Source organism: Halalkalibacterium halodurans (assembly GCF_004376175.1).
Classification (GTDB): domain Bacteria; phylum Bacillota; class Bacilli; order Bacillales; family Bacillaceae_D; genus Halalkalibacterium; species Halalkalibacterium halodurans.
Genome location: NZ_SNUY01000123.1, coordinates 1 through 3,597 on the forward strand (window position 1 = coordinate 1; position 3,597 = coordinate 3,597).

At 38.1% G+C, this 3,597-nt stretch carries 5 protein-coding genes; 3 read left to right on the top strand and 2 right to left on the bottom strand.

The genetic code is table 11. The features are described 5' to 3' along the window. The 3 genes from E2L07_RS20185 to E2L07_RS20195 all read left to right on the top strand — a co-directional run. A partial coding sequence (locus E2L07_RS20185) for an IS1380 family transposase (RefSeq protein WP_134230499.1) occupies positions 1-666 on the top strand: 666 nt, incomplete at its 5' end. A gap of 390 nt (positions 667-1,056) precedes the next feature. After that, complete coding sequence (locus E2L07_RS20190) at positions 1,057-1,350, top strand: alpha-helical endospore appendage domain-containing protein (protein ID WP_134230500.1); 294 nt, start codon at positions 1,057-1,059, stop codon at positions 1,348-1,350. After that, complete coding sequence (locus E2L07_RS20195) at positions 1,332-1,715, top strand: hypothetical protein (protein WP_134230501.1); 384 nt, start codon at positions 1,332-1,334, stop codon at positions 1,713-1,715. The genes E2L07_RS20190 and E2L07_RS20195 overlap by 19 nt, the downstream gene beginning before the upstream one ends. Positions 1,716-1,786: 71 nt before the next feature. On the opposite strand, the gene istB is transcribed toward E2L07_RS20195, so the two are convergent. Continuing rightward, positions 1,787-2,512, bottom strand: a complete 726-nt coding sequence (gene istB, locus E2L07_RS20200; RefSeq protein WP_134229558.1) for an IS21-like element helper ATPase IstB — start codon at positions 2,510-2,512, stop codon at positions 1,787-1,789. After that, on the bottom strand, positions 2,512-3,597 hold a 1,086-nt coding region (locus E2L07_RS20205), incomplete at its 5' end, for a Mu transposase domain-containing protein (protein ID WP_134230437.1). The genes istB and E2L07_RS20205, both read right to left, overlap by 1 nt.

Consider the following 3,597-nt stretch of genomic DNA (forward strand, 5'->3'; position numbering starts at 1 on the left):
GAAACGACACCATTCTTACGTGGTGATAGTGGTTTTGCCGTTCCAGCTCTGTACGATTTATGTGAACGTGAATCGGTTTATTATGTCATTCGTTTGAAATCTAACGCCATTTTACAGCGAATGGCAGATGAATGTCATCCAGCCACAGTACCGTCAGATGTGACAAAGTCTGAATGTTATTATGAGGAAATCGACTATCAAGCGAAATCATGGTCTAAGCCGAGAAAGGTCATCATCCAATCGGTTCGCCCTGCAGGCGAATTGTTGTTTACCCATTCATTTTTTGTAACAAGTCTGGGAGATGTATTCTCTCCAAAAGATATCGTTCGTACGTACCAAAAAAGAGGGACGATGGAGAACTACATCAAGGAAGCTAAAAATGGTTTTTATTTGGATAAAATGAGCAGTCACTCTTTTCAAGTGAATGAAGTAAAAATGATGATGAGCCTGTTAGCCTATAACCTAACGAATTGGCTACGTACGCTTTGCTTTCCAGAAGCACAAAAAGGGATGCAAATTGAAACCATACGTACAAGGGTCATTAAAGTGGCTAGTAAATTAGTGAAATCAGGACGATCCCTTCATTTTAAATTGTCCTCTAGTTTTGTATACCAAGATTTTTTCTGGAAAGTACTTCAGCGGATTCAACAGCTAAAGCTAGGATAAAATCGAAAAATCCTGTTTTTTAAAACACGATTAAAGACCAAGGGAGAAGTATGCCCAAAAACAGGCATTTTTCCGCTCCTCATTCTAGAAAGATGCTTTTCAGAAGAAAATAACCATGATTCTTTCAAAGGGATCGGGAATCTAATCGTTTTTGGCCTAAAACCCTGATTTATGTTCGAGGTATGAATAATTCAGGATACAATAAAATAACTTTAGTAAAAATAATTATGTACCTACAATGTACAGTTTTTTTCAGCAAGTTTATTCAGGGAGATTAAGACAAGAAAAAGTGTACTTTTACGATTTTTCACCTAGATTAAGTTCTTTTAAGACTAAATTCTAAAACTTGTACATAGTATTGTAATAGTAAAAGTCGAGGTGAATTAAATGATGGATATATCAGGTATTCCGAGTAAAGAAGACTGCCCAGAATATGAAGAAGTACTATTACAACTTCTAGAGTCAATCGTAAAAAAAGAAATGGTTTTATCACAGTTAATTATAGAAAAAACTAGTCAAATAGATGAGCTAATCAAAAAACAACATACATTAAGCCCTGAATATTACCATTCCTTAAAGCGATTAAGTGAATCTATATTAATGCAAGAGTGGCTACTTTATACAAAAATTAACAAAATCATGACTTTACAAGGTGAGGATGTAAAATGGATTCGAAATCCCTAATTAACCAATATTTGCACTCATTGGTTCATAGTAAAATATCTACTGACCAACTTCTAAATAGTTTGAATCAATTAAAAGAGAACAACAAAAATCCTGATATAAACATAAACCAAACCATTGACAATATATATGAAATTCAAAAATTAATCATAAAAAAGGCTGAAACCGTTGGTATTGAAACTCCTTATGGAAGTAATGTGACTAAATCCAATAAGGGACATGTAACGGTCTACCTTGAAAAAGTTCGAAATAGTAATATGTTGTTTTACAGTAAACAATCTCATCCTGGATGGGTTAATGAAGTTATATCAGTTAAAACAACTAATCCCAGTCCTCCATGGAAACCCCAAAAAGGTGACTCATAAAAGTGTATTTGGCAAGAGAAAAATGCATAAAACGGCAAGCCTTTTTGCAGCCACTTAATAACACTTATTCCTTACATATTGTTCAAAAGGAATGACTCTTTCATTCGGTTACTATCTCCTCCGAAAATCACTAAATGAGAGTGGTGAATCAGGCGATCTACCACGGCTTCCGTTAAAATAGGGTCGCCAAATACATGATTCCATTGCCCAAACTGCAGATTTGTAGTGATGATAATACTCCGCTTTTCATAACACAAGGAGATGACCTGGAAGAGTAGCTCGGCCCCATGTTTGTGAAGCGGTATATATCCCAGCTCATCCAGAATTAAAAGATCAAGCTTCTCGATTTTCTTAAACAGCTTATTGAGATTTCCTTTGTCATTCGCCTCTAATAACTCATTGGCTAGAGAAGCAATGGTATAAAACTTCACTCGTTTCCCATATTTTTGTATCGCATTCATGCCAATGAGGGTGGAAAGGTAGGTTTTTCCTGCACCAACGCCGCCATAAAACACCATGTTTTCTTTTGATTCAATAAATTCACCGTCCAGGAGAGATTGTTGACTTAACCCCTGCCCCAGCTGAATATCCTTCCAGTCAAAAGGTTTGCCGGATACGTTCGGCAGGGTTGCCGCCTTGAACAAAAGATTAATTTTTCGTTCTTCACGCTGTTCTATTTCTTTTTCAAAGAGCTTCAGTAAATATTCTTCTGTGTTCGCCGCTTCTACCTCTCGGTAGTTCTCTCGAATCCAGCTTAGCTTTAAGCGCTTGGCATATTCTTGGATCTGTTCCTGCATTAGGCCTTCCTCCTTTCCTGCTGGAAGAAGACATCGTATTGATTCATACCTCGTTCAGCTATTGGCATTACTGGAACTGTACTTTTTAGCCTTACTGTCTCTCTGGAGCCTCTGCCATGAATGAGCTGATGAAAGACTTGCTTTATTGTTTCTGTGGATGGATGACATCGCTCGGATGCAATTTCCAGGGCCTCTGTAGCTGTCTCCAGACTATGGTCTTTAAGAAGGTCTGAGAGTAACTGAAGCGCCTTTTTCTTTTCTTCCAGAGTACATTCCTCCAGATAAGTTTGCCATTTAAAGGGCAGTTGATCATAGAAAGTTGTATATTTTAGCGCCGTCGGCCTTTTAGCCATTAGGTACAGATAAGGCTGCCATTTCATCGACTTTGATTCTTCTCCATACAGTCGTTCATGGCTCACAATCACTTCATAGTTGTCCGAAAGGATATCTATCCTGTTATAAGTGATGCCAGCCAATACCTTTTGATTGGCAAAGCGCGGGGAAGTAGAATACCTTTTCGTATCTACTAAGATATAGCCGTACTTGTCTGCTTTGAGAGTTTCATAGCGTACACAAGAGTATTCTTCCGGCGGTAAATACATTAACGCTTCTTTGTCCTCTTCAAACAGCCTGGCAATTTCTTGTTTCTTTTCATAATGAGGACGGTTTCGATCCTTTTCTGCCTCCTCCCATAACCGATCATTCAAATTATCCAGCTGATATACCGTTCGTTCCGGAAGGAAGAAATTATTCCTCGCATATTTAACCATCGCTTCTACATGTCCTTTTTCATTGCCGGCACCCGGATTACAAAATTCATACTCAAACCCGTAGTGCAAAGCGAAGCGCTTGAAACCCTCAGTAAGCTCGCGTTTTCCTTGTGGTAAAACCTTTTTTACTGCGGGGGATAAATTATCAAAACGAATCCTTTTTGGCACTCCTTGCAGATGATGGAAGAACCGTTTTAAGCCCTCCAGGAAACATTCCTGATTTTCAGCTTCAAACACCTGAACTAAGAATGCGTTACTGTATGGAAAAGAAAGCACCAAATACGGCAGGTCTATAACCTTTCCCTTTACTTTAAA

What these genes read in the sequence shown, in the direction of transcription:
- istB (WP_134229558.1), bottom strand. Translation starts at nt 2,512, where the DNA reads ATGCAGGAACAGATCCAAGAATATGCCAAGCGCTTAAAGCTAAGCTGG.
- E2L07_RS20190 (WP_134230500.1), top strand. Translation starts at nt 1,057, where the DNA reads ATGGATATATCAGGTATTCCGAGTAAAGAAGACTGCCCAGAATATGAA.
- E2L07_RS20195 (WP_134230501.1), top strand. Translation starts at nt 1,332, where the DNA reads ATGGATTCGAAATCCCTAATTAACCAATATTTGCACTCATTGGTTCAT.